The following is a 24,630-nucleotide window of genomic DNA, read 5'->3' on the forward strand; positions in this document are numbered from 1 at the left end:
CCTCGGCCGTACGGGCGTGTCGCGCGGGGTCAGCCGGTGGGCGGGGTGCGTTCCAGGAAGGGCTCCAGCAGGCCCGGGACGGCCCCGGCGGCGAAGTCGAGGCCCTCGCTCCGGTCCACGTCGTGCGCCGTGTACGCGCCCGAGCCGGCGGCCGTCGTCGCGGTGACGCTCAGCACCCCGGCCCGCCGCTGGAAGTACGTCTGCCGGATCGTCCAGCCGATGACCCCGGCCCGTTCCAGCGCGGCGGTCGAGCGCCGCACCGTACCGGACCTGACCACCAGGTAGTCGCCGCTGACGGCGTGTCCGAGGCCGCGGTACGCGTCGTGGGCCAGGAACAGCCCGACGGGCAGTCCGAGGGCCGCGCAGGCGAGCGCGATCCAGAGCAGCACGGGGGTCAGCAGCGCGCCCAGCAGGGCCAGGACGGCCACCGGGACGAGCACCGCCCACAGCGCCCGGCGCAGTCGGCGGCCGCGGGCCGCCGCGGGATGGCGGACGAGCGGGGCGCCGGTCGGGGACGTGGCCTCGCGCAGCACCTCGGCGGCCACCGTGTCGGCGAGGGACCGGGGCGCCGGGGGCAGCAGGGTGTTGTGGTCGCCGTGCTGCTCCTCGTCGTCCTTGGCCAGTCCGGTGGTGATCGCGTCGACCCTGGCCGCGCCGCACATCCGGACGCCGAGCGGCTCGACGAGGTCCACGCCGCGCAGCCGCCGCTCCTCGATGGATATCGACCGGGAGGTCAGCAGTCCCCGCCGGACGCGCAGGGTGCCGCCCGGTTCGCGTTCCAGCCGGTAGCCCCACCACATCTCGATCCACAGGCCGAGCGCGCCGACGGCGCCGACGACCACCGCGCCGACGGCGAGGATCACGATCATGGTGAGCAGCGAGGTGTCCCGGAAGCGGTCGCCGACCCAGGCGATCACCCGGCCCTGTGCCCCGAACCAGTCGCTGACCTGCATCACCGCTCCGGCCGCCGCGACGCCGAGCGCCGGGGCGACGAACGACACCGGGGCGTAGCGGATCCAGCGCGGGTCGAGGGCGACGAGTTCGCCCTGGCGGTGGGTGCCGGGGGCGTCGGTGACCGCCCGGGCCAGCAGTTCGCGGCGGAGCCGTTCGCCCTCCGCCCCGGACACCGGGTCGAGCTCCAGGGTGGAGTCGCCGCCGGAGTGCTCCCCGGTGCCGATGCGGACGGTGACCAGGCCCAGGACCCGTTGCAGCGGATGGGCGGTGAGGTCGACGGTCCGGATCCGTTCGCGGGCCAGGGAGCGCTTCTTGACCAGGAACAGCCCGGTGTGGAGTTCGACCCGTTCGGTGCCGATGCGGTAGCGGGTGCGGCGCCACCGGACGTAGTCGCCGACCGCGGCGCAGCCGATCAGCAGGACGGAGCCGGCCAGGACCCAGGCGATCGCCGTCGCGAACCCGAACCGGCCGGACAGGCCGAGCGTGGTGGGCACGGCCGCGCCGGCCGCCACCCCGGCCACGACGAGCGCGTTGACGAGGACCGTGCGCCGGTCCAGCCGCCGCCAGTCGACGACGGTGGCCGTGCCGGGGCCGTCGGGGCCGTCGGCGCGGTGGTCGTCGTCCGCCGCGGCCGGGGGGACGGCCGCCCCGGCGCTCATGTGGCGTCCCCGGGCGTGGCCTGGGTGATCCGGGTCAGCCGTTCGGCCAGTTCGGCCGCCGCCTCGTGGTCCAGGCCCTCGATCCGCACCTCGCCCTTGGCCGATGCCGTGGTCACGGTGACCGTGGCGAGCCGGTAGAGCTGCTCCAGCGGGCCGCGCACGGTGTCCACGGTCTGGATCCGGGACATCGGCGCGATCCGCCACTCCTGCCGGAAGACCCCGGTCCTGACGTACACCGCCTCGTCCGTGACCTCCCAGCGGTGGGTGCGGTACCACCAGGCGGGGAGGAGAAGCGCGCAGCCGGTGCCGAGGACCGCCAGCACCGCGGCGGGCAGCAGCAGCCAGAACCGGGCGGGCTCGATGAGCACGCCCAGGACGACCAGGACCACCACGGGTGCCGCGGTCAGCAGCAGCCACTGGGTCCGCCACCATCCGACGGCTCTCGCGTCCAGCGTGTTGTTCGGCGGCCTCAGCCGTACCGTCCCCGTCCCCTCCCCCCTGGTCATGGGTTCAGCGCCCCCTGCGGGTGCGGTACGCCTCGGCGAGCGCGGCGGTCGAGCTGTCCAGCTGCTCGCCGCCCCCGCCGCCGGTCAGCACCGGCTCGATCCGCTTGGCGAGGACCTTGCCCAGCTCGACGCCCCACTGGTCGAAGGAGTCGATGTTCCAGACGGCTCCCTGGACGAAGACCTTGTGCTCGTACAGCGCGATGAGCTGACCGAGGACGGACGGGGTCAGCCGGTCGGCCAGGATCGTCGTCGTGGGGTGGTTGCCGTGGAACGTCTTGTGCGCCACCAGCTCCTCGGGAACGCCCTCGGCGCGGACCTCGTCCGGCGTCTTGCCGAAGGCCAGGGCCTGGGTCTGGGCGAAGAAGTTGGCCATCAGCAGGTCGTGCTGGGCGACCAGGCCGGGCAGCAGGTCGGCGACCGGCTCGGCGAAGCCGATGAAGTCGGCCGGGATGACCTTGGTGCCCTGGTGGATCAGCTGGTAGTAGGCGTGCTGGCCGTTGGTGCCCGGGGTGCCCCAGACGACCGGGCCGGTCTGCCAGTCCACCGGATTGCCGTCCCGGTCCACGGACTTGCCGTTGGACTCCATGTCCAGCTGCTGCAGGTACGCGGTGAACCTGGACAGGTAGTGGCTGTACGGCAGCACGGCGTGCGACTGGGCGTCGAAGAAGGCGCCGTACCAGATGCCCAACAGCCCCATCAGCAGCGGGGCGTTGTCCTCGGCGGGGGCGGTGCGGAAGTGTTCGTCGACCAGGTGGAAGCCGTCGAGCATCTCGCGGAACCGGTCGGGGCCGATGGCGATCATCAGCGAGAGGCCGATGGCCGAGTCGTAGGAGTAGCGGCCGCCGACCCAGTCCCAGAACTCGAACATGTTGGCCGTGTCGATGCCGAAGTCCGCGACCTTGCCGGCGTTCGTGGACAGGGCCACGAAGTGCTTGGCGACCGCTTCCTGACCGGCCCTCAGACCGGTCAGCAGCCAGTCGCGGGCGGAGGTGGCGTTGGTGATGGTCTCGATCGTGGTGAAGGTCTTCGACGCGATGACGAAGAGCGTCTCGGCCGGGTCGAGGTCGCGCACGGCCTCGTGGAGGTCGGCGCCGTCGACGTTGGACACGAAGCGGACCGTGAGCGAGCGGTCCGTGAAGGAGCGCAGCACCTCGTACGCCATGGCGGGGCCGAGGTCGGAGCCGCCGATGCCGATGTTGACGACGTTCCTGATGCGCTTGCCGGTGTGGCCGGTCCACTCCCCCGACCTGACGCGGTCGGAGAAGGCCGCCATCCGGTCGAGCACGGCGTGCACGCCGGGCACCACGTTCTCGCCGTCGACCTCGATCACCGCGTCGCGCGGGGCGCGCAGCGCGGTGTGCAGGACGGCGCGGTCCTCGGTCGTGTTGATCTTCTCGCCGCGGAACATGGCGTCCCGCAGACCGGCCACGTCGGTGGCGGCGGCGAGCTCGCGCAGCAGCCGGAGCGTCTCGTCGGTGACCAGGTGCTTGGAGTAGTCGATGTACAGGTCGCCGACCCTGAGGGTGTATCCGGTGCCGCGCCGCGGGTCGTCCGCGAAGAGCTGCCGCAGATGGGTCGTCCCGAACTGCTCGCGGTGCTTGCCCAGAGCGGTCCACTCGGGCGTCTGGTTGAGCCTGGTTCGGCTTGGTGTGTTCATCCGGGATATCAGCCCAATTCTTCTCGTGCCTGCAGTTGCCCCGCTGCCCTTCCAACCTAATTGATCGGACCGGTGTACGAGGCACGGCGAAGCCGCGGCACGAGGGATGAAACAGTCCGGCCGGGCACCCTGTGGGTGCCCGGCCGGTGAACCGCTAGATCTCGCCCCGGAGTTTCGCCAGGGCCTCGGCGAGGATGGCCTCGCCGTCCGCGTCGCTGCGCCGCTCGCGCACGTACGCGAGGTGCGTCTTGTACGGCTCGGTGCGCGGCGGGTCCGGCGGACTGTCCTGGTCCTGGCCGGCCGGGAAGCCGCAGCGCGGACAGTCCCAGGTCTCCGGTACCTGCGCGTCACTGGCGAAGCTCGGCTGCGTCTCGTGCCCGTTCGAGCACCAGAAGGAGATGCGGAGGCGTGGCGCGGACTCGCCCCGCTCGGCCTCCCCCATCGGCCCCGCTCCGACCCGGCTCCCCCGGATCGCGTTGCCACTTGCCACGGCGTAACTCCCTGCGTGATGGTGCTCGAAGATGCCCCAGTCTACGTAAGGCCCAACGCGCGTCCAGTGAAAGGAGTTACACCCTCACCGGGAATCGCGTACGCGGGTCAGCTGTCCAGCTTGATCAGCAGACCGAGCACGACGATGCACGCGAACCAGCCCAGGCCGACGACCACGGTGATCCGGTCGAGGTTCCGCTCGGCGACCGAGGAACCGCCGACGGACGACTGCATGCCGCCGCCGAACATGTCGGAGAGGCCGCCACCCTTCCCCTTGTGCATCAGCACCAGCAGCATCAGCAGCAGGCTGAAGACGATCAGGGCGATCTCGAACGCCAAAACCACGGCTGGTCCCTACTTTCCGGAATCCTCTGGACTGCATGTGCGAACAACGGGGGCCGGGAGGCTGTATCCTCCTCGGCCCCCGCAAGGGTACGACGGATCCGCGCTACCGCATACTCACTGGTCGCGGAAGCGCACGATCCTGACGAACTCGTCGGCGTCCAGTGCGGCACCGCCGACCAGCGCGCCGTCCACGTCGGGCTGCGCCATGATCGCGGCGACGTTTCCGGCCTTCACCGAGCCGCCGTACTGGATGCGGACCGCGTCGGCCAGCTCCTGCGAGTACAGCTCGGCCAGCCGGCCGCGGATCGCTCCGCAGACCTCCTGGGCGTCCTCCGGGGTGGCGACCTCGCCGGTGCCGATGGCCCAGACCGGCTCGTAGGCGATCACGATGGACTCGGCCTGCTCGGCCGGGACGTCCTTCAGGGCGCCGTCGAGCTGCGCGAGGGTGTGGGAGACCTGGTCACCGGCCTTGCGGACGTCCAGGCCCTCGCCGACGCAGAGGATCGGCGTCAGTCCGTGCCGGTAGGCGGCCTTCACCTTGGCGTTGCAGACCTCGTCGGTCTCGCCGTGGTACTGCCGGCGCTCGCTGTGGCCGACGGCCACGTAGGTGCACCGGAGCTTGGCGAGCATCGGGCCGGAGACCTCGCCGGTGTACGCGCCGGAGTCGTGCGCCGAGATGTCCTGGGCGCCGTACTTGATCTTCAGCTTGTCGCCCTCGACGAGGGTCTGGACGGAACGCAGGTCGGTGAAGGGCGGCAGGACGGCCACCTCGACGACGTCGTAGTCCTTGTCGGTGAGGGCGAAGGCGAGCTTCTGGGTGTGGGCGATGGCCTCCAGGTGGTTGAGGTTCATCTTCCAGTTGCCCGCCATCAGCGGGGTACGGGTGGTCATGAAAGGTCAGTCCTCCAGTGCGGCGAGGCCGGGGAGCGTCTTGCCCTCGAGGTATTCGAGGCTGGCACCGCCACCGGTCGAGATGTGTCCGAATGCGTTCTCGTCGAAGCCCAGGGTGCGGACGGCGGCGGCGGAGTCGCCACCGCCGACGACCGTGAAGCCCGGGGCGTCGACGAGGGCCTGGGCGACGGCCCGGGTGCCCTCGGCGTAGTCGGGGTGCTCGAAGACTCCCATGGGGCCGTTCCAGAAGACGGTGGCGGCGTCGGCGAGCTTCGAGGCGTACAGCTTGTTGGTCTCGGGGCCGTTGTCCAGGCCGATGAAACCGGCCGGCATGGCGTCCGCGGGCACGGTGCGGTGCTCGGTCGGCGCCTTGGCCCTGAGGTCCGGGAACTGCTCGGAGACCACGACGTCGACGGGGAGCACGAACTCCACGCCCTTCTCCTCGGCGCGCCGGAGGTACTCCAGCACTGCCGGGATCTGGTCCTCCTGGAGGAGCGAGCTGCCGACCTCGTGGCCCTGGGCCTTGAGGAAGGTGTACGCCATGCCGCCGCCGATGAGGATGCGGTCGGCGCGCTCCAGCAGGTGGTCGATGACACCGAGCTTGTCGGAGACCTTGGAGCCGCCGAGCACGACGGCGTAGGGGCGCTCGACGTCCTCGGTGAGCTTCTTCAGGACGCCGACCTCGGTGGCGATCAGGTCGCCCGCGGCGTGCGGCAGCCGGGCCGGGAGGTCGAAGACCGAGGCGTGCTTGCGGTGCACGGCCCCGAAGCCGTCGCCCACGTACAGGTCGGCGAGCTCGGCGAGCCGGTCGGCGAACGTGCCGCGCTCGGCGTCGTCCTTCGAGGTCTCGCCGGGGTTGAAGCGGAGGTTCTCCAGGACGGCGACCTCGCCGTCGGTGAGCGCGGCGACCGTGGCGTGCGCGGACTCGCCGACCGTGTCGGTCGCGAAGGCCACGTCGGCACCGATCAGCTCGCCGAGGCGGGCGGCGGCGGGCGCCAGGGAGAAGGCGGGATCCGGGGCACCCTTGGGGCGGCCCAGGTGCGAGGCGACGACGACCCGCGCGCCGGCCGCGGCGAGCTTCTCCACGGTCGGTTGGACGGCCCGGATGCGGCCGTCGTCGGTGATGGTGGTGCCGCTGAGCGGCACGTTGAGGTCGGCGCGGACGAATACGCGCTTTCCGGTGACCCCTTCGGCGAGAAGTTGGTCGATCGTCTTCATCTTGCTGGACTCCTTGGAAGGCGGGAGAGCATGCGACGGGGCCCGAACGGCGCGGCGTTGCGCTGTTCGAGCCCCGTACTCACATCGAAGTTCCTGCCGGTTCGACGGTCAGAGCTGGCTGCCGACGAAGACGGTCAGGTCGACGAGGCGGTTGGAGTAGCCCCACTCATTGTCGTACCAGCCGAGGATCTTCACCGACCCGCCCTCCTGGACCATGGTCAGCGAGGAGTCGAAGGTGCAGGAAGCCGGGTCGCCGACGATGTCCGAGGACACGATCGCGTCCTCGGTGTAGGACAGGAAGCCCTTGAGGTCGCCGTCCTCGGACGCCTTCTTGAACGCGGCGTTGACCTCGTCCTTGGTGACCTCGCGCTGGAGCTCGACGACCAGGTCGGTGGCCGAGCCGGTCGGGACCGGGACGCGCATGGCGATGCCGTCCAGCTTGCCCTTCAGCTGCGGGAGGACCAGGGCCGTGGCCTTGGCCGCACCGGTGGTCGTCGGGATGATGTTCGCGGCGGCGGCGCGGGCGCGGCGCAGGTCCGAGTGCGGGAAGTCCAGGATGCGCTGGTCGTTGGTGTAGGCGTGAACCGTCGTCATGAGGCCCTTGACGATGCCGAAGTTCTCGTCCAGGACCTTGGCCATCGGGGCGACGCAGTTGGTCGTGCAGGACGCGTTGGAGATGACGTGGTGGCCGGCCGCGTCGTACTTGTCCTGGTTGACGCCCATGACGATGGTGATGTCCTCGCCCTTGGCGGGGGCCGAGATCAGGACCTTCTTGGCGCCGCCCGCGATGTGCTTCTCGGCGTCGGCCTTCTTGGTGAAGATGCCGGTCGACTCGATGACGATGTCGACGCCCAGGTCGCCCCAGGGGATGTCGGCGGGGTTGCGCTCGGAGAGCACCTTGATGACGTGGCCATCGACGGTGATGGTGTCGTCGGTGTGGCTGACCTCCGCCTTCAGACGACCGAGGATGGTGTCGTACTTCAGCAGGTGGGCCGTGGTCGCAGTGTCGCCCAGGTCGTTGACAGCCACGATCTCGATGTCCGCACCCTGCTCCAGCAGCGCGCGGAAGTAGTTACGCCCGATGCGGCCAAAGCCGTTGATGCCTACGCGGATCGTCACGAACCGATCTCCTCGTTGAATACGCGGGATTCTCACCCCGGCGAGTTGTATGAGATGTCCCCGACCGCCTCCGACCCTACCCCTCCGAGGGCTACGGAGTGACATCGAGCAGGGCCGTACGAACCACGGAAAGAAGCACGAAGACCCGTATTCCCTGGTAGGAGTACGGGTCTCCGGACGGTGGTCCGCAGGGCGACGTGATTACGGAGCGTCAACACCCCGAAGGGTGCCGCACGTTCCGGTGACGACCGGTTTCGCCGGGTTCGGGGTCAGCCCACCAGGCCGTCGGCGAGCTCCTCGCCGAGGGTGGATTCCGTGCCCGGGATGCCCAGGTCCTGGGCCCGCTTGTCGGCCATGGCGAGCAGGCGGCGGATGCGGCCCGCGACCGCGTCCTTGGTCAGCGGCGGGTCGGCGAGCGCGCCCAGCTCCTCCAGGGACGCCTGCTTGTGCTCCATGCGCAGCCGGCCGGCCGCCGCGAGGTGCTCGGGCACCTCCTCGCCCAGGATCTCCAGGGCGCGTCCCACCCGGGCGCCCGCGGCGACCGCGGCGCGCGCCGAGCGGCGCAGGTTGGCGTCGTCGAAGTTGGCCAGCCGGTTGGCGGTGGCGCGGACCTCGCGGCGCATCCGCCGCTCCTCCCAGGCCAGCACCGACTCGTGGGCGCCGAGCCGGGTGAGCAGGGCGCCGATCGCGTCGCCGTCGCGGACGACGACCCGGTCCACCCCGCGCACCTCGCGCGCCTTGGCCGCGATGGAGAGCCGGCGGGCGGCACCGACCAGGGCGAGCGCCGCCTCCGGGCCGGGGCAGGTCACCTCCAGGGAGGAGGACCTGCCGGGCTCGGTGAGCGAGCCGTGGGCCAGGAAGGCCCCGCGCCAGGCGGCCTCGGCGTCGCAGGTGGCCCCCGAGACCACCTGCGGGGGCAGTCCGCGGATGGGCCGGCCGCGGCCGTCCACCAGGCCGGTCTGCCGGGCCAGCTGGTCGCCGCCCGCCACCACCCGTACGACGTAGCGGGAACCGCGCCGCAGACCGCCGGGCGCCATCACGATCAGCTCGGAGCTGTGCCCGAAGATCTCGAGGATGTCCCGCTTCAGCCGGCGCGCCGCCATCGCGGTGTCCAGCTCCGCCTCGATCACGATCCGGCCGCTCACCAGGTGCAGTCCGCCCGCGAACCGAAGAATCGCCGAGACCTCTGCTTTTCTGCAGCAGGTCCGGGTCACGGGAAGCCGGGAGATTTCGTCCTTCACCGCCGGCGTCATCGCCATGGGCCGATCCTTCCATGCATCCGAAAAATACGGTCGTACGCGGCGGCCAACAGCTCCGGATCATGGATCGGAACGCCGTCGGGTGAGGCCACCGGCGCCAGCTCGACCGCGGCACCGAACCGCTTGGCGGCGTCGGCGAGGGACTCGCGATCGGGCACGGCGGCTTCGTCGGCCAACACCACGTCCAGGGCGAGTTTAGGGGCGTGTCGTCCCAAAACCTCCAAATGACGCTGCGGGGAGAAGCCATCAGTTTCACCGGGTTGCGGTGCGAGGTTGAGCGAGAGGACCTTGCGGGCCTTGGTCTCGACGAGCGCGTCGAGCAGTTCGGGGACGAGCAGGTGCGGGATCACGGAGGAGAACCAGGATCCCGGTCCGAGCACCACCCAGTCGGCGTCCAGCACCGCGGCGACCGCCTCGGGGACGGCCGGCGGGTCGTGCGGGACGAGGTGGACGGACTGCACCTCGCCGGGGGTGAGCGCCACGGTGGCCTGGCCGCGCACCGTGTCCACGTCGCCCGGGCGGTCCGGGTCGTGCCCCCGGACCAGCGCCTGGAGCTCCAGCGGCACGGCGGACATGGGCAGCACCCGGCCGTGCGCGCCGAGCAGTTTGCCGACCAGGTCCAGGGCCTGGACGTGGTCGCCGAGCTGCTCCCAGAGGGCGACGATCAGCAGGTTGCCGACCGCGTGCTCGTGCAGGTCGCCCTTGGACTGGAAGCGGTGCTGGATCACCCTGGCCCAGGTCTGGCCCCAGTCGTCGTCCCCGCACAGGGCGGCGAGCGCCTTGCGCAGGTCGCCGGGGGGCAGGACGCCGAGCTCCTCGCGGAGCCGTCCGCTGGAGCCGCCGTCGTCGGCGACGGTGACCACGGCGGTGAGGTCGCCGGTGATCCGGCGGAGCGAGGCGAGCGACGCGGACAGCCCCATGCCGCCGCCGAGGGCGACGACCTTGGGCTGGGCGCCGCGCTTGCGGCCGGACAGCGCGGGAGTGGCTCTGCGCAGCCGCCGCAGGCGCAGGTTGCGGCTGGTCACTCGCGCCCCATGTCCCGGTGCACGAGGACGGTCTCGATGCCTTCGGTCGCGAGCCGGGCGGCGAGCTTCTCGGACATGGCGACCGAGCGGTGCTTGCCGCCCGTGCAGCCGACGGCGATCGTCACGTAGCGCTTGCCCTCGCGGCGGTATCCGGCGGCGATGAGCTGGAGCAGCTCGGTGTACTGGTTGAGGAACTCCTTGGCGCCGGGCTGGTCGAAGACGTAGGCGGAGACCTCCTCGTTGAGCCCGGTGAACGGGCGCAGCTCGGGGACCCAGTGCGGGTTGGGCAGGAAGCGGCAGTCGACCACCAGGTCGGCGTCGACCGGCAGGCCGTACTTGAAGCCGAACGACATGACCGTGGCGCGCAGCTCCGGCTCCTCCTCGCCGGCGAACTGGGCGTCCATCTTGGCGCGCAGTTCGTGCACGTTGAGGCTGGAGGTGTCGATCACCAGGTCGGCGTCGCCGCGCAGCTCGCGCAGCAGGTCGCGCTCGGCGGCGATGCCGTCGACGATCCGGCCGTCGCCCTGGAGCGGGTGCGGGCGGCGGACCGACTCGAAGCGGCGGACCAGGGCGTCGTCGGAGGACTCCAGGAAGACGATGCGCCGGGTGACGTGCTTGGCCTCCAGGTCGGCGAGGGACTCGCGGAGGTTGTCGAAGAAGCGGCGGCCCCGTACGTCGACGACGACGGCGATCCGCGCCACGTTGCCCTGCGAGCGGGCGCCGAGCTCGACCATGGTGGGGATCAGGGCGGGCGGCAGGTTGTCGACGACGAACCAGCCGAGGTCCTCCAGACACTTGGCCGCGGTGCTGCGCCCGGCGCCCGACATCCCCGAGATGATCACCAGCTCGGGAATGGCCGCGCTCCCGTCGCCGGTCTCGATGGTGGTGCCCGTACTCACGTGTCCTGCTCCGTCTGCTCGGTCGGTGCCGCCGGTCCCGGTTTCGTTCCCGGTGCCGGCTTCGTGCTCGTTCTCACGCTCGGTCATGTCGTGCTGCCCCCGTCGTCCTCTTCAATGATCTCTCCTGTCGCCGTGTTCACGGCAGGCGTGGCCGGGGCGGCCGATGCGAGGGCGACAGCCACCGATTCCGCCGTTCTGCGGCCTATCCCCGGAACCTCGCAGATCTCGTCGATTGTCGCCTGCTTCAGCTTCTTCACGGAGCCGAAATGCTTGATCAACGACTGTTTCCGGGTTTCGCCGAGGCCGGGGACGGCGTCCAGGGGGCTGGAGCGGATGCGTTTGGCCCGTTTGGCGCGCTGGTACGTGATCGCGAAGCGGTGGGCCTCGTCGCGGACGCGCTGGAGGAGGTAGAGCCCCTCGCTGGAGCGGGGCAGGACGACGGGGTCGTCGTCATCGGGCAGCCAGACCTCTTCGAGGCGCTTGGCGAGGCCGCAGACGGCGACGTCGTCGATCCCCAGCTCGTCGAGGGCCCGCTTGGCCGCCGCGACCTGCGGCTGCCCGCCGTCGACCACGACGAGCTGCGGCGGGTAGGCGAACCGCTTGGGACGGCCGTCGTCCTCGCGGGCCTCGCCGTCCGGGGCGGGGGGCCCGGAAATCCCCGAAACCTCGGGGATTCCGGAGGTCTCGGGGGTTCCGGGGATCGCGGAGGTCCCGGAGGTCTCAGGAATCCCGGGGGTCCCGAGGGTCCCGGGGGTCCCTGAYACCTCAGAGACCTCGGGGGCCTCAGGGGTCTCGGGGGCCTCGGGGGTCTCCTCCCACTCCCCCGTCCGCTCCTTCTCCTGGAGGTACCGCTTGAACCGGCGGCCGATCACCTCGTGCATCGACCGGACGTCGTCCTGGCCCTCGAAGCCCTTGATCTGGAAGCGGCGGTACTCGCTCTTGCGGGAGAGCCCGTCCTCGAAGACGACCATGGAGGCGACCACGTCGTCGCCCTGGAGGTGCGAGATGTCGAAGCACTCGACGCGCAGCGGGGCCGAGTCGAGGCCGAGCGCCTCGGCGATCTCCTCCAGGGCGCGGGAGCGGGTCGTGAGGTCGGAGGCGCGCTTGGTCTTGTGCAGGGCGAGGGCCTGCTGGGCGTTGCGCTGGACCGTCGCCATCAGGTCCTTCTTGTCGCCGCGCTGCGGGATGCGCAGGCTGACCTGGGAGCCGCGCCGTCCGGCGAGCCATTGGGAGACCGCGTCCGGGTCCTCGGGCAGGGCCGGGACGAGGACCTCCTTGGGGACGGAGTCCCCCGCCTCCTCGCCGTACAGCTGCTGCAGGGCGTGCTCGACCAGGCCCGCGGTGTCGACGTTCTCCACCTTGTCGGTGACCCAGCCGCGCTGGCCGCGCACCCGGCCGCCGCGCACGTGGAAGATCTGGACCGCCGCTTCGAGCTCGTCCTCGGCGACCGCGATCAGGTCGGCGTCGGTGGCGTCGGCGAGGACGACGGCGCTCTTCTCCATGGCCCGTTTGAGGGCCTCCACGTCGTCGCGGAGCCGGGCCGCCCGTTCGTACTCCATCTCCTCGGCCGCCGCCATCATGTCCTTCTCCAGGCGGCGGATGTACGTACCGGTGCGGCCGGCCATGAAGTCGCAGAAGCCGTCCGCCAGTTCGCGGTGCTCCTCGGCGGTGACGCGGCCGACGCAGGGGGCCGAGCACTTGCCGATGTAGCCGAGGAGGCAGGGGCGGCCGGTTCTGGCGGCGTTCTTGAAGACCCCGGCGGAGCAGGTGCGCACCGGGAAGACCCGGAGCATCAGGTCGACCGTCTCGCGGATCGCCCAGGCGTGTCCGTACGGGCCGAAGTAGCGCACGCCCTTCTTCTTGGCCCCGCGCATGACCTGTACGCGCGGGAACTCCTCGTCGAGCGTGACCGCGAGGTACGGATAGCTCTTGTCGTCGCGGTACTTGACGTTGAACCGAGGGTCGAACTCCTTGATCCAGGAGTACTCCAGCTGGAGGGCCTCAACCTCCGTGGACACGACCGTCCATTCCACCGAGGCGGCGGTGGTGACCATCGTGCGCGTACGCGGATGGAGCGCGGCCAGGTCCTGGAAGTAGTTGGCCAGGCGCTGGCGCAGGTTCTTGGCCTTGCCGACGTAGATCACCCGGCGGTGCTCGTCCCGGAACTTGTAGACCCCCGGGGAGTCGGGGATCTGTCCCGGCTTGGGGCGGTAGCTGGAGGGGTCTGCCATGTGCCCCACCCTACTTGCGGGCAGTGACAGCACGGCCGGTCCCGGAGCGGTGCCGTGCTCCGGGGCGCGGGCGGTGGGAGCGCGCCCCGGAGCACGGGTCAGGAGGTGTCGCCGGTCAGCGGGGCGCCCCGCGGCGGCGCCGGTCGCGCAGGGCCGCGGCGCCGCCGAGGGCCAGCACGGCGAGGGCACCGGCCCCGGCGGCGGCCGAGGTGGCGGTCAGGGCCGGGCCGGGCACCGTGCTCGCGGTGACGACCCGGGACTCCCCGCCGGCGGGCGCGGATCCGGTGGCGGGTGCGGACGGCGCGTAGCCGCCCGCCTTCCCGGCTCGCGCGTACCCGGAGCCGGGGAGCTTGTCGCCGTACGCCTTCCGTACCCGGGCACGGTAGGCGGCCAGCGTGGTGCCGCGGGCGCCGACCGCGCGGACCGCGTCCCGGTCCAGCGGGAGCACCCTGGTCCCCTTCTGCACGAACCAGGCGTCCGTCTGCGGTTCGCGGAAGACCGTCCCGCCGGGGAGCTTGCGGGCGCCCGCTGCGGCGTACCGCGCCTCGTCGTCGCCGGTGGCTATGTTCACCACCTGCCAGCCGCTGTCCTTCCCTCCCTTCCCCTCCTTCGGAAGGGTCCACAGGGACGCCTTCTGTCCGTCCGAGGAGACGGCCGTGGTGGCGAGGTAGTCCAGTCCGGCCACGGGCGCGCCCGGCTTCCCGGCGACGAAGTCCGGGGCGAGGGTGTACACGGGCACGGTCTCGCCGACGAGGCGCGGGGCCGCCGCGGACCTCGTGACGGCGCCCTCGCGGGCGAAGAACCGGGACAGGGTGTCCAGCGTCCCGGCGCCGGCCGCCGCGTGCCGGGCGGCGCTCAGCGCGGCCGGGCCGACCGCGGGTCCGGTGGCGGGGCCGGGGGCGGCGCTCGCCCCGGGAGCTGCGACGGTGAGCAGGGCGGCGCCGGTCAGGACGCCGACGGCGGCCAGGGCGGCAGCCGTGGACCGGGCGGTGCGGGTGGTCGTGCGAGCGGTGGTGCGGGCGGTCGTACGGCTCATCTCGTCACGCCCCGATCCGGTAGAGCGAGTGGGTCCAGGAGAACTCGGCGTTGTTGACGTACCAGGCGTGCGAGGCCCAGTTGTAGCGGTTGCTGGAGGGCCAGGGGTCGCCCCAGTAGACCCAGCTGCCCGAGTCGTCGTACCCGTACAGGACGTGCATGTGACCGCCGCCCGACGACCACTGGATGCGGGTCTCCACGGGGCGTCCCGCGGCGATCTCGGCCTGGACGGTGGGATAGCGCAGCCAGCCGGTGACGTACGAACCGGGGTTGACCCCGGCCCAGTACAGCCCGTCCTGGACGTTGCCGAGCGTGGCCTGCGAGTTGGGGCACTCGTAGCCCTGAGCACGGCCGAAGGCGGCGTTGCAGAACTGGTTCTGCGAGTAGTTCCGGCCGAACCAGGTGGCGATGGTGTTGCCGGACGCCGCCCAGCACCAGTTGCTCTTCTGCTGGGCCTGCATGGTGATGTCCAGGCGCCGGGTCGCGGCGACGCCGTTCACGGGGGCGGCCGTGTCCGCCGGTGCCGCGGCGACGGCGGCCTGCGGGGCGGGGGCGGTCGTCGCGGGGAGCCGGGCCGCCGAGGCGGTCGCCGTCGGCAGTGCGAGGAGCACGGCGGCCAGGACGGCCGCGGCGGGGAGCCGGCCCGGTCGGATTCTTCGGTTGCGCATGACGTTCCTCCCGATGCGGGGGATGGGTGTTCGCGGGAGCGCGTCCGGACGCTGCCCGAGGAGCATCAACCGTTGTCGGGACCGGGTCAACACGCTTCAATGCGGGGGAACATCGCGGTGTGAACGGCGTGGCGGACACGTGAACGGCCCTCCCCCGGCCACCTGCGGAACCACCCCCGCCGACGCGGTCCTCCCACGCCGCGTCGTGAACGTTCACCCGGTCACCTGGAGGACCCATGCGGCACACCGAGGCCGAACTGTCGCAGGTGCTGCACACCGGCCCGTTCCATCTGGCGCTGCGGACCGCGCTCTCGGTGCGCGGGCTGCCGCTCCAGCGGGTGCAGCACCATCTCGCGCACCGCGGGGTCAAGGTCGGGGTGACCAGCCTGAGTTACTGGCAGCAGGGGGCCAGGCGCCCGCAGCGCGCCGAGTCCCTGCGGGCCGTGAAGGCGCTGGAGGAGGTGCTGGAGCTGCCGGGGAACTCGCTGCTCCGGCTGCTGGACACCGGGAGCGGCCGTCCGGAGGGCGACCGCCCGGCCGCGCGGTCGTACCGTTCGCTGCTGGAGTCGTCCGGTGCGGTGGAGCGGCTGCTGGCGGAGCTGGGGTCGCCGATGGACGGCGGGCTGCACACGGTGGGGCACCACGAGCGGGTGCGGATCGGCCCCGGCCGGGAACTGTGGCAGCGCGAGTCGCAGCACGTGGTGCGGGCGCACCGGGACGACATCGACCGCTACCTCGCCGTCTACCGGGGCGACCCGGGCTGCGATCCGGCCCGGGTGACGGTGGCGGCCCGGGAGAACTGCCGGACGGGGCGGGTCCGCTGGGACGGCGGGACGGGAGTCCTCGTCGCCGAGCTGCTCTTCGACACCCGGCTGAGGTCGGGCGACACGTATCTCTTCGGCTACGGCTTCGACGACGGCACGGGAGGCCCCTGCGGCGAGTACGTGCGCGGTTTCAGCTTCGGCGGCGGGCAGTACGTGCTGCAGGTGGGGTTCGACGAGGCGGCGCTGCCGGTACGGTGCCGGCGCTTCGCCCAGGTCTCGGCGGGGGCGCCGCGCGGCGCCCGTACGGACCTCACGCTCACCGGCAGGCACCGGACCGTCCACCTGGTGGAACAGGGGGTACGGCCCGGCCTGGTCGGCATCGACTGGGACTGGGAGTGACCCCGGCCCGGCGAGGGCGGGTGCCCGAACCGGCGGGGGCCGGTGTCCGACCCGGTGGGGGCGGGTGTCCAGCACGGCAAAGGTCGGTGCCAGGCCCGGCAGGGCGAGTGCCCGGCCCGGCGGAAACCGGTGCCTGATCCGGCGGAGGCCGATGCCTGATCCGGCGGGACCCGACGGGAACGGGCGTCCGGCACGACGCGGCCTGGCGCTGGGTCGGCGTCCGGCCCGGTGGGGACGGGTCTCCGGCCCGGTGGGGACGGATGTCCGGCACGGCGCGGACGGGRSTCCGGCACGGCGGGGGCATCCGGCCCGGCGCGGGCCGACGGGGGCGGCGCGGACACGACGCYAATGCGGACCCGACGCGGCAAGCGCGGCACGGCGCGGACGGGRSTCCGGCACGGCAGGACACCCGGCCCAGCGTGGGCCGACGGGGGCGGCGCGGACGCGACGCGAGTGCTGGCCGGCCCGGCGCGGGGTCGGTGTCCGGCCTCCGGCCGGTACGGGGCGCGTGTGCCGGTCGGGTCAGGCCTCGGGGCCCGCGATCAGCTTTCCGCCCTCGATCCGGACCGGGACCGCGGGCAGCGGCGCGGTGGCCGGGCCGCGCGTCGCCTTGCCGGTCGTGGTGTCGAAGTGGCTGCCGTGGCAGGGGCAGTTGCCCACGTTGTCCTCGACCTTGTCCAGCAGGCAGCCGCCGTGGGTGCACTGGGCGCTGAACGCCTTGTACTGGCCCTTGGCCGGGCAGGTGACGACGAGCCGCTGCTCGCGGTAGAGCTTGGAGCCGCCGACCGGGACCTCTTCCGGCGCACCGAGCGTCACGGGGGCGGTCGGCGTCGGCGTCTCGGCGTGGCCGAGCTTCGATTCGGTCGAGCAGGCGGCCACTCCCAGCCCGGCGGCGCCGGCGAGAGCGGCGCCCTTCAGCACGGTACGGCGGGCGGCGGGCTGGCCGGACATGCGGTCTCCACTGGTCGGAGGAACGGAGGGACACCGGGGACGGCTGAGGCACCGGGAGTACCTGGGCATCAGCGCCATCGGTGACGGAACCGACGATACCGGCGCCCCCTGCCGCCCCCGTGACGCTCGGTGCGCCGGAAGAGGTCCCGGTCGGCGGCTCCAAGCTCTACCGCGAGCAGCGGCTCGTCGTCACCCCCGCGCCCGCGAGGCCTGAGCCGGAAGCACGCGGCGCACGGGCGGGTCGTCCTCGACGTCCCGCCCGTGCGCCGCGTGCTTCCGGCTCAGGCCTCGCGGGCGCGGGTCGTCCGCTTCGCCGCGGGCTTCTTCGCGGCCGGCTTCTTCGCCGCCGCGGCGGACCCGGCGGCCTTGCCCGCGCCCGTCCGGGCCGTGGCCGTCCGTCTGGCCGGGGCCGACTTCGCGGCGACCGTCTTCTTCGCGGCCGCCTTCCGCACCGGCTTGCGGGCGGCGGGCACCGCGGCCTCGCTCACCCGGTCCGGGTCCAGGATGTCCTGGAGGAACTTCCCGGTGTGGCTGGCGGGAGCCGCAGCGACCTGCTCCGGGGTGCCCTCGGCGACGACCAGACCGCCGCCGCTGCCCCCTTCGGGGCCCATGTCGACGACCCAGTCCGCAGTCTTGATCACATCGAGGTTGTGCTCGATGACGATCACCGAGTTGCCCTTGTCGACCAGTCCGGAGAGCACCTTGATGAGCTTGCTGATGTCCTCGAAGTGCAGCCCCGTGGTCGGCTCGTCCAGAACGTAGACCGTGCGGCCGGTGGAGCGCTTCTGCAGCTCGCTGGCGAGCTTCACCCGCTGCGCCTCGCCGCCGGAGAGCGTCGGCGCGGACTGGCCGAGCCGCACGTACCCGAGACCGACCTCGTTGAGCGTGCGGAGGTGGCGGGCGATCGTCGGGACGGCCTCGAAGAACTCCAGGCCCTCCTCGATCGGCATGTCCAGCACCTCGGCGATGGACTTGCCCTTGTAGTGGACCTCCAGGGTCTCCCGGTTGTAGCGCGCCCCGTGGCAGACCTCGCACGGGACGTAGACGTCCGGCAGGAAGTTCATCTCGATCTTGATCGTGCCGTCGCCGGAGCAGTTCTCGCAGCGGCCGCCCTTGACGTTGAAGGAGAAGCGGCCCGGCAGGTAGCCGCGCACCTTCGCCTCCATCGTCTCCGCGAACAGCTTGCGGACGTGGTCGAAGACACCGGTGTACGTGGCCGGGTTGGACCGGGGCGTGCGGCCGATGGGCGACTGGTCGACGTGCACCACCTTGTCGACCAGGTCGTCCCCGTCGACCCGGGTGTGACGGCCGGGGACCGACTTGGCGCCGTTCAGCTCCCGGGCCAGGTGGGTGTAGAGGATGTCGTTGACCAGCGTCGACTTCCCGGAACCCGAGACGCCGGTGACGGCGGTGAGCACGCCGAGCGGGAAGGAGACGTCGATGTCCTGGAGGTTGTTCTCCCGGGCGCCGTGCACCGTGAGCGTGCGCTCCGGGTCCACCGGGCGGCGGATCTCGGGGGTCGGGATCGACCTCTTGCCGTTCAGGTACTGGCCGGTGATCGACTCGTCGTTGCCGAGCAGTTCCTTGAGCGATCCGGAGTGGACCACCTTGCCGCCGTGCTCACCGGCGCCGGGGCCGATGTCGACGACCCAGTCGGCGACCTTGATGGTGTCCTCGTCGTGCTCGACGACGATGAGCGTGTTGCCCATGTCGCGGAGCCGGACCAGGGTCTCGATCAGCCGGTGGTTGTCCCGCTGGTGCAGGCCGATGGACGGCTCGTCCAGTACGTACAGCACGCCGACCAGGCCGGAGCCGATCTGGGTGGCGAGCCGGATGCGCTGGGCCTCGCCGCCGGACAGGGTGCCCGCGGCGCGGTTGAGCGAGAGGTAGTCGAGGCCGACGTCGACCAGGAACTTCAGTCGCTCGTTGACCTCCTTCAGGACCCGTTCGGCGATCTTCTTGTCGCGGGCGTTCAGCTTCAGGCGGCCGAGGAATTCGGCGCACTCGCTGATCGACATCGCGGAGACCTCGGCGATGGACTTCTCCATCACCGTCACCGCGAGCACGATCGGCTTGAGCCTGGTGCCCTCGCAGGTCGGGCAGGGCACCTCGCGCATGTAGCCCTCGAAGCGCTCCCGGCTGGAGTCGCTCTCGGCCTCGGAATGCCGCCGCTTGACGAACTGCACCGCCCCTTCGAACGAGGGGGTGGTGTACGCGCGCTCCCGCCCGTAGCGGTTGCGGTAGCGGACCTCGGTCTGGATCTTGTGGCCGAAGAGCAGGGCCTTCCTGGCGCGCTGCGGCAGCCCGGCCCAGGGAATGTCGGTACGGAATCCGAGGGCCTCGGCGAGCGCGTTGATCTGCCGGCCGAAGTACTCCTTGGTGTGACCGTGCGACCAGGGGTGGATCGCGCCCTCGTCGAGCGACTTCTCCTCGTCGGGGACGATCAGCTCCGGGTCGACCTCCATCCGCGTGCCGATGCCCGTGCAGTCGGGGCAGGCGCCGAAGGGCGAGTTGAACGAGAAGGAGCGCGGCTCCAGCTCCTCGAAGGAGAGGTCGTCGTACGGGCAGTAGAGGTGCTCGGAGTACATCCGCTCGCGCTCGGGGTCGTCCTCGGGGAGGTCGACGAAGTCGAGCACGACCATGCCGCCGGAGAGCCCGAGCGCGGTCTCGACCGAGTCGGTCAGCCGGCGCTTGGCACTGTCCTTCACCGTGAGCCGGTCGACGACCACCTCGATGGTGTGCTTCTCCTGCTTCTTCAGCTTGGGCGGCTCGGAGAGCTGGATGGTCGCGCCGTCGACCCGGGCCCGGCTGTAGCCCTTGGTCTGCAGGTCCGAGAAGAGGTCGACGAACTCGCCCTTGCGCTCGCGCACCAGCGGTGAGAGCACCTGGAAGCGGCTGCCCTCGGGAAGGGCGAGCACCTTGTCGACGATGGCCTGCGGGGACTGGCGCGAGATGGGCCTGGAGCACTCGGGGCAGTGCGGCTTGCCGATCCGGGCGAAGAGCAGGCGGAGGTAGTCGTAGACCTCGGTGATGGTGCCGACCGTCGAGCGCGGGTTGCGCGAGGTCGACTTCTGGTCGATGGAGACGGCGGGCGAGAGCCCCTCGATGAAGTCGACGTCCGGCTTGTCCATCTGGCCGAGGAACTGGCGGGCGTACGAGGAGAGGGACTCCACGTAGCGCCGCTGGCCCTCGGCGAAGATCGTGTCGAACGCGAGGGACGACTTGCCCGACCCGGAGAGCCCGGTGAAGACGATGAGGGAGTCGCGGGGGAGGTCGAGCGAGACGTTCTTGAGGTTGTGCTCGCGAGCGCCACGGACGATGAGACGGTCGGCCACGCCGGTCCGCACCTTTCTGGAGAGAAATGGGGGAACTGAGCCCCCGTCCCAGGGTATGGGGGGCGCCACAGCGTTGTACGAAGCTTTCGACTCCGAGCGTATAGCACGCGCATTCGATTTACGGACGCCCGCAGCCTCCTTCACCCGAACGAGTGGCGGGGCTAGGCTCGGCCCCATGAACGATCATGTGCACGACCTGGAAGCCCTTCGCGAGGCCACCGATCGGCTGCTCGACGCCGCCGGAAAACTGGACGACGCCGCGCTCGCCCTGCCGTCCCGGCTGCCGGGCTGGAGCCGGGGACACGTCCTCGCGCACCTCTCCCGTAACGCCGACGCGCTCGTGAACGTTCTCCAGGCCCGGCCCATGTACGCAGACAGCGAAACCCGCGACCGCGACATCGAGCGCGACGCGCCCCGGCCGCAGGCCGAACAGCTGGCCGACCTGGCCGGGAGCGCGGCCCGCTTCGCGGAGGCCGCCTCGGCCCCGGCCGACTGGTCCCGCACGGTCACGCTGCGCAACGGCGTGACGGACTCGGCCTCCCGGGTCCCCTTCCGGCGCCGCGTCGAGGTCGAGCTGCACCACGTCGACCTGGGCATCGGCTACGAGCTGGAGGACCTGCCGGAGGAGTTCGTCTCCAAGGAGATCGACTTCCTCGTCGAGCGGTTCGACGGGCACCCCGACGTCGTGGCCACGGGCGTGGTCGACGGGACGGGCCGGACCCGGACGACCGGCGGCGGCGCGGCGGGCTCCCCCGTCACCGTCCGCGGCACCGCTCCCGAGCTGCTCGGCTGGCTCTGCGGGCGTCGCGACGGGTCGGCGCTGACCGTCGAGGGAGGCCCCCTCCCCGCGCTCCCCCCGCTATAGGCTGAGTCGCATGACGTACAGCGGAGCGGTCAGGGTCGGCGGGCCCGCCGATGTGCACGAGCTGACGGATCTGATGATCTCCAAGGTCGCCGTCGGCGCGATGAACAACAACGCGTATCTGCTGCGCTGCCGGGCCACCGGCGAGCAGCTGCTGATCGACGCGGCCGCCGAGGCCGGGACACTGCTGCGGCTGATCGGTGACGACGGCATCGCGTCCGTCGTCACCACCCACCGGCACGGCGACCACTGGCAGGCGCTCGGCGAGGTCGTCGCGGCCACCGGGGCACGGACCCACGCCGGACGGTACGACGCCGAGGGCATCCCGGTCCCGACCGACGTCCTGGTCGACGACGGCGACACGATCCGGGTGGGCCGGGTCGCCCTGACCGCCCGCCACCTCGTCGGCCACACCCCGGGCTCCATCGCACTGGTCTACGACGACCCGCACGGCGCCCCGCACCTGTTCACCGGGGACTGCCTCTTCCCGGGCGGGGTCGGCAACACCCACAAGGATCCCGAGGCCTTCGCGAGCCTGCTCCACGACGTGGAGACCAAGCTCTTCGGCCGGCTGCCAGACGAGACCTGGGTCTACCCGGGGCACGGGCACGACACCACGCTCGGCGACGAGCGTCCGCAGCTGCCGCAGTGGCGCGCCCGCGGCTGGTGATCCGGGCCGCGGTCGCCACCGGCGGACCGCCGCTCCCCGCACCGGGGACACCCTCCGACCGAAGAACACCGGCCGGGGCGGGCAACGAAGTGTTGCGCGCCCCGGCCGGTGCCGTGTCCCGTCGGGCCGGCCGGGCGAATGCCGGGCCGGCCCGCGGACTCAGGCGTCGACGTCGGCCTCCTTGTCCACGGCCTTGTCCGTGATCTCGTCCGTCCGCGCGGCGGCCTCGGCCCGTTCCTGCTTCCGGCCGGCGACGAGGCTGGTGATCGTGGTGATCACCAGCACGCCGCAGATGACGCCGAGCGACACCGGGATGGAGATCTCGGGGACGTTCACCCCGGACTCGTGCAGCGCGTGCAGCACCAGCTTCACGCCGATGAAGCCGAGGATGACCGAGAGGCCGTAGCTGAGGTGGACCAGCTTCTTCAGCAGCCCGCCGATCAGGAAGTACAGCTGCCGCAGCCCCATCAGGGCGAAGGCGTTGGCGGTGAAGACGATGTACGGGTCCTGGGTCAGACCGAAGATCGCGGGAATGGAGTCCAGGGCGAACAGCACGTCGGTGGTGCCGATGGCGAGCATGACGACCATCAGCGGGGTCAGGACGCGCTTGCCGTTGTTCCGGATGAAGAGCTTGGTGCCGTGGTAGCGGTCGGCGACGCCGAAGCGGCGCTCGATCGTCTTGAGGAGACGGTTCTCCTCGAACTCCTCCTCTTCCTCACCGGCCCGCGCCTCCTGGATGAGCTTCCAGGCGGTGTAGATCAGGAACGCGCCGAAGATGTAGAAGACCCACGAGAAGTTGGCGATCACGGCGGCACCGGCGGCGATGAAGACGGCCCGCAGCACCAGCGCGATCAGCACCCCGACGAGCAGCACCCGCTGCTGGAGGTGCGAGGGCACCGAGAACTTCGCCATGATCAGGACGAAGACGAAGAGGTTGTCGACGCTGAGCGACTTCTCGGTGATGAAGCCGGCGAAGAATTCGCCCGATGCCTGGCTCTCGCCGAAGGCCAGCAGGCCGAACCCGAAGAGGACGGCCAGCGCGATCCAGATGATCGTCCAGATCCCGGCTTCCTTGGTCGTCACGTCATGGGGCTTGCGCCCGATGAAGAAGTCGACGGCGATGAGGGCTGACAGACCAAGAATGGTCAGCGCCCAGAGGGTCCATGAAACGTCCACTGCGCCTCCGGCAGTTCGCTACGGCTACTGATCAGCGTCGTCGCTGCCGGAGGTCTCTTCCACCCGGGGCGCGGGCTGCGCCATGGGCCGACGCCCCGGGACCGGTCACGGTCCGTACTGACGGGAACGCCGCGTACGGGAGTACTCCCCTCCGCCCAAAGAACGGTACAGGAAATCCCAAGGAAAGGTAAAGAGAAAGGTAAAGCTCCTTCAAAAGCGCTGGTCAGGGCGGTACGGGAGAGGTCGGGGCGATCCGTGGATCAGTACCGCCGGGGGCGGCGGGCGGCGGCCACCGCGGCGAGCACCTGCTCCAGGACCCGGCTTCCGGGCGGCATCACCGGCGGCTCGTACGTCCAGGCGTGCCCCACCCAGGGGTCGGCGAGGTGGTCGTCGGGGACCGGGGTGAGCCGGAGCAGCGAGCGCCACAGCGGGTCGAGCACCGGCCCGTACCCGGCGGCGTCCTCCCGGTCCGCGACCATCAGGAGGTGGACACCGACCGAGGGGCCCTCGTCGGCGAGGTAGCGCAGCTGGGTGACGGCGCGGTCGTCGAAGCCGTGCGGGAAGTCGTTGACGATCAGCAGCTGCTCGCCCGTGTCGAGGTCCGGCGGCAGCGAGTCGGCGGCGCCCGCCCGGATCGCCATCTGCACCAGGTCGACGCGCCGGGTGAGATGGGCGAGGACCGACGCGACCCCCTGGGCCCCGGTGGCGGGCGGCCCGGCGAGCGCCCCGGAGTGGACCAGCGGGGCGAGCGCCCCGGCCCCGGAGCCCGCGGCGTCGATGACGTGGACGGAGAACTCGTCGGCCGGGTAGACGGCCAGCAGGCGTGCCGCGTGGGCGACCGCGCTCTCCATGGCCAGGGTGCGCAGCTGAGTGGTGTCCATCAGGGCCGCGGCGTCGGAAGCCGTGCGGCCGCTGTCGATCCAGATCCCCCGCTCCAGGGGCAGCCGGACCAGCAGCGGGATGCGCAGGTCGGGCTTCTCGGGGAGGTGGAGGTCGCCGATGCGCAGCGCCATGGGGATCTCCATCGGGACGCGGTAGGCGTGCCAGACGGGGTTGTCCCAGCGTGCGAACGCGGCGGGGAGCGCGGGCTCCACGACGTCGGACTCGGCGGCGAGCTGGGTGAGGTCGCGGTCGAGGGTCTCGCGGGCGCGGCCGGTCAGCTCGTCGCGCTTGGCGCGGGCCTCCTCGCGGGCCCGGTCGCCCGTGCCCCCGATGCGGCTGCGCGGGTCGGACAGGGTCCGGTCGAGCTCCTGTTCCATGCGGGACTCGGCGAACTCCACGGCGCTGCGGTACGCGGCGGTGGTGCGGGCCAGGTCCTCGAACATGCCCCAGATCTGGTTGTAGAGGCGCTCGTCCATGGACCAGCCGGTCGCGTCCCCGGCGACGGGCTGGGCGGGCCGGCCCGTCGCCGGGGACGCGACCGGCTGGTCCATGGACGGGACCAGCCGGTCGCGTCCCCGGCGACGGGCTGGGCGGGCCGGCCCGTCGCCGGGGACGCGACCGGCTGGTCCATGGACG

20 protein-coding genes and 1 pseudogene are annotated in these 24,630 nt (G+C 71.7%); 3 read left to right on the forward strand and 18 right to left on the reverse strand.

Going from position 1 to position 24,630, the window contains the following annotated elements; all coding sequences use genetic code 11:
• Positions 1–29 precede the first annotated feature (29 nt).
• The 14 genes from EAO76_RS06275 to EAO76_RS06340 all read right to left on the reverse strand — a co-directional run bounded on the left by EAO76_RS06275 (position 30) and on the right by EAO76_RS06340 (position 14,955).
• A complete protein-coding gene (locus EAO76_RS06275) occupies positions 30–1,613 on the reverse strand; it encodes a PH domain-containing protein (RefSeq protein WP_148834151.1) in 1,584 nt (527 codons plus the stop codon).
• Complete coding sequence (locus EAO76_RS06280) at positions 1,610–2,119, reverse strand: PH domain-containing protein (RefSeq protein WP_148834153.1); 510 nt, start codon at positions 2,117–2,119, stop codon at positions 1,610–1,612. The genes EAO76_RS06275 and EAO76_RS06280 overlap by 4 nt, the downstream gene beginning before the upstream one ends.
• 4 nt (positions 2,120–2,123) lie before the next feature.
• Positions 2,124–3,776, reverse strand: a complete 1,653-nt coding sequence (gene pgi / locus EAO76_RS06285) for a glucose-6-phosphate isomerase (protein WP_148834155.1) — start codon at positions 3,774–3,776, stop codon at positions 2,124–2,126.
• A gap of 154 nt (positions 3,777–3,930) precedes the next feature.
• Positions 3,931–4,218 carry an RNA polymerase-binding protein RbpA gene (locus EAO76_RS06290; RefSeq protein ID WP_356934760.1) on the reverse strand — a complete coding sequence of 96 codons (288 nt, stop codon included), beginning with the start codon at positions 4,216–4,218 and terminating at the stop codon, positions 3,931–3,933.
• Positions 4,219–4,373: 155 nt separating this feature from the next.
• Entirely contained in the window at positions 4,374–4,610 is a 237-nt protein-coding gene (gene secG, locus EAO76_RS06295; protein WP_148834158.1) for a preprotein translocase subunit SecG, read from the reverse strand.
• A 114-nt stretch (positions 4,611–4,724) separates the two neighbouring features.
• The gene (gene tpiA / locus EAO76_RS06300; RefSeq protein WP_148834160.1) at positions 4,725–5,501 is read right to left on the reverse strand and encodes a triose-phosphate isomerase; all 777 of its coding nucleotides are present in this window, start codon (positions 5,499–5,501) and stop codon (positions 4,725–4,727) included.
• Between the two features lie 6 nt (positions 5,502–5,507).
• Positions 5,508–6,719, reverse strand: a complete 1,212-nt coding sequence (locus EAO76_RS06305) for a phosphoglycerate kinase (protein ID WP_148834162.1) — start codon at positions 6,717–6,719, stop codon at positions 5,508–5,510.
• A 108-nt stretch (positions 6,720–6,827) separates the two neighbouring features.
• Complete coding sequence (gap, locus tag EAO76_RS06310) at positions 6,828–7,838, reverse strand: type I glyceraldehyde-3-phosphate dehydrogenase (RefSeq protein ID WP_148834164.1); 1,011 nt, start codon at positions 7,836–7,838, stop codon at positions 6,828–6,830.
• 269 nt (positions 7,839–8,107) lie between these two features.
• Positions 8,108–9,097, reverse strand: coding sequence for a DNA-binding protein WhiA (whiA, locus tag EAO76_RS06315; protein WP_148834166.1), 990 nt, complete (start codon positions 9,095–9,097; stop codon positions 8,108–8,110).
• Positions 9,088–10,122, reverse strand: coding sequence for a uridine diphosphate-N-acetylglucosamine-binding protein YvcK (gene yvcK, locus EAO76_RS06320; protein ID WP_148834168.1), 1,035 nt, complete (start codon positions 10,120–10,122; stop codon positions 9,088–9,090). The genes whiA and yvcK overlap by 10 nt, the downstream gene beginning before the upstream one ends.
• Positions 10,119–11,108 carry an RNase adapter RapZ gene (rapZ, locus tag EAO76_RS06325; protein ID WP_148834170.1) on the reverse strand — a complete coding sequence of 330 codons (990 nt, stop codon included), beginning with the start codon at positions 11,106–11,108 and terminating at the stop codon, positions 10,119–10,121. The genes yvcK and rapZ overlap by 4 nt, the downstream gene beginning before the upstream one ends.
• On the reverse strand, positions 11,105–13,252 hold the full coding sequence (gene uvrC / locus EAO76_RS06330) for an excinuclease ABC subunit UvrC (protein ID WP_148834172.1): 2,148 nt from the start codon (positions 13,250–13,252) through the stop codon (positions 11,105–11,107). The genes rapZ and uvrC overlap by 4 nt, the downstream gene beginning before the upstream one ends.
• 115 nt (positions 13,253–13,367) lie before the next feature.
• Positions 13,368–14,288, reverse strand: a complete 921-nt coding sequence (locus EAO76_RS06335) for a hypothetical protein (RefSeq protein ID WP_148834174.1) — start codon at positions 14,286–14,288, stop codon at positions 13,368–13,370.
• A 4-nt stretch (positions 14,289–14,292) separates the two neighbouring features.
• Positions 14,293–14,955: a papain-like cysteine protease family protein gene (locus EAO76_RS06340; RefSeq protein ID WP_148834176.1), complete on the reverse strand. Its 663-nt coding sequence runs from the start codon at positions 14,953–14,955 to the stop codon at positions 14,293–14,295.
• A gap of 236 nt (positions 14,956–15,191) precedes the next feature.
• Here EAO76_RS06340 and EAO76_RS06345 point away from each other — a divergent pair, with 236 nt between their 5' ends.
• Positions 15,192–16,118 (forward strand): hypothetical protein, encoded by a 927-nt coding sequence (locus tag EAO76_RS06345; protein ID WP_148834177.1) that lies wholly within the window; start codon positions 15,192–15,194, stop codon positions 16,116–16,118.
• 522 nt (positions 16,119–16,640) lie between these two features.
• On the opposite strand, the gene EAO76_RS06350 is transcribed toward EAO76_RS06345, so the two are convergent.
• Together EAO76_RS06350 and uvrA are read right to left on the reverse strand one after the other, a co-directional pair.
• Positions 16,641–17,069: a Rieske (2Fe-2S) protein gene (locus tag EAO76_RS06350; protein WP_148834180.1), complete on the reverse strand. Its 429-nt coding sequence runs from the start codon at positions 17,067–17,069 to the stop codon at positions 16,641–16,643.
• Between the two features lie 281 nt (positions 17,070–17,350).
• Positions 17,351–20,404: an excinuclease ABC subunit UvrA gene (gene uvrA, locus EAO76_RS06355; RefSeq protein ID WP_148834182.1), complete on the reverse strand. Its 3,054-nt coding sequence runs from the start codon at positions 20,402–20,404 to the stop codon at positions 17,351–17,353.
• Positions 20,405–20,579: 175 nt separating this feature from the next.
• Between uvrA and EAO76_RS06360 the strand changes: the two genes are divergently transcribed.
• Both EAO76_RS06360 and EAO76_RS06365 read left to right on the forward strand, forming a co-directional pair.
• Positions 20,580–21,269 carry a maleylpyruvate isomerase family mycothiol-dependent enzyme gene (locus EAO76_RS06360; RefSeq protein ID WP_148834184.1) on the forward strand — a complete coding sequence of 230 codons (690 nt, stop codon included), beginning with the start codon at positions 20,580–20,582 and terminating at the stop codon, positions 21,267–21,269.
• A 10-nt stretch (positions 21,270–21,279) separates the two neighbouring features.
• A complete protein-coding gene (locus EAO76_RS06365) occupies positions 21,280–21,936 on the forward strand; it encodes an MBL fold metallo-hydrolase (RefSeq protein WP_148834186.1) in 657 nt (218 codons plus the stop codon).
• A gap of 159 nt (positions 21,937–22,095) precedes the next feature.
• Here EAO76_RS06365 and EAO76_RS06370 read toward each other — a convergent pair whose 3' ends face one another.
• Together EAO76_RS06370 and EAO76_RS06375 are read right to left on the reverse strand one after the other, a co-directional pair.
• Positions 22,096–23,112, reverse strand: a complete 1,017-nt coding sequence (locus EAO76_RS06370; protein WP_148834187.1) for a TerC family protein — start codon at positions 23,110–23,112, stop codon at positions 22,096–22,098.
• Positions 23,113–23,372: 260 nt separating this feature from the next.
• A pseudogene (locus tag EAO76_RS06375) lies at positions 23,373–24,630 on the reverse strand (export associated protein); the annotation flags it as partial.

It is taken from the genome of Streptomyces sp. sk2.1 (assembly GCF_008120935.1).
In the GTDB taxonomy this organism is placed as follows: domain Bacteria; phylum Actinomycetota; class Actinomycetes; order Streptomycetales; family Streptomycetaceae; genus Streptomyces.